Genomic DNA, 1,095 nt, shown 5'->3' with positions numbered 1-1,095 from the left:
TGCTGGTTGTGAATCTGTCGATGCTGGGCGCGCGCCCGACGGGRCTCGGTGTCTATGCCGAACGCTGTGYGAAGGCGCTGTCGGAGCGGTTTGAGATCTCGGTGGTGGCGGGGCATGGTTTTGTCCCGGATGCGCCGCGGCTGGTTTCGGCTCCCGCCAGCGTGGCGATCGGCGCAAGCCGCGGGGCGGCCATCAAGCGCGCACTGTGGGCGCGCTCGGTGGAGTTGCCCGGCGCCCGGCTGTTGTACTCGCCGACGCACCACGCACTGCCTCGGGCGGCGCGCCAAGTGATCACGATTCACGACCTCATCTGCCTGCGCTTTCCCCAGCAGCATCGGATGCAGTATTGGTACTTCCGGCACCTGCTGCCGCGGGTCTTGAAGCAGTGCGCGGCGGTGTTCAYGGTGTCCGAGACCACCCGCCGCGACATTGCCGAGCACTACAAGTTCCCACTGGAACGCATCCATGTGGTGCCCAACGGAGTCGATGCGGCGCGGTTCGCGCCAGCATCGTCTGACGTCTTGCCAGCTGCTGCCCCGCCGTATTTGCTGATGGTTGGTGCACGGTATCCGCACAAGAACGTGCAGGAGGTGCTCTCCGAGTGCGCCGCGTGGTCCGACGAGTACAGGCTGGTGGTGGCGTCCTGCGGTGGCGACTACCGCAAGGCGCTCGAATCTCAGGCCGAAAGCCTCGGCCTGCGGGACCGCATCGAGTTCCTGGACTACGTGGATGACGCCCGGCTGCGCCAGCTGTATCAAGGTGCTGCCGCTTTGCTCTATCCGTCCTTTTGGGAGGGATTTGGCATCCCGCCCCTGGAGGCCCTTGCCAGCGGCACCCACGTCATCGCGGCTGACATCCCGGTGCTTCGCGAGGTGCTGGGCGATGCGGCCCAGTTCGTGCAGCTGGGATCTTCGGCATCGTGGCAGGCGGCCTTTGCGGGTCTAAAAGATGCATGTGCTGGTGCAGCACGCAAGCGCGCGGCAGCAGCCATCCTCGAGACGTTCACGTGGGAACGCTCGGCCGAGGCGTTGCAGTCGGCCTTGCTGTACGTCGATGCCACGCTGCAGTTCAAGCAGCGTCGTTGAGTTCAGAACC

Annotated in this window: 1 protein-coding gene; it reads left to right on the top strand. The window is 65.5% G+C overall.

Annotation, left to right across the window (positions count from 1 at the left end; genetic code table 11):
• A partial coding sequence (locus tag AC1DU6_RS32295; protein WP_477862307.1) for a glycosyltransferase family 4 protein occupies positions 1-1,085 on the top strand: 1,085 nt, incomplete at its 5' end.
• Between the last annotated feature and the right edge of the window lie 10 nt (positions 1,086-1,095).

It is taken from the genome of Roseateles sp. P5_B10 (assembly GCF_056400485.1).
Note: the sequence above shows the minus strand (reverse complement) of the source record. Positions and strands in the feature narration are given on the sequence as shown.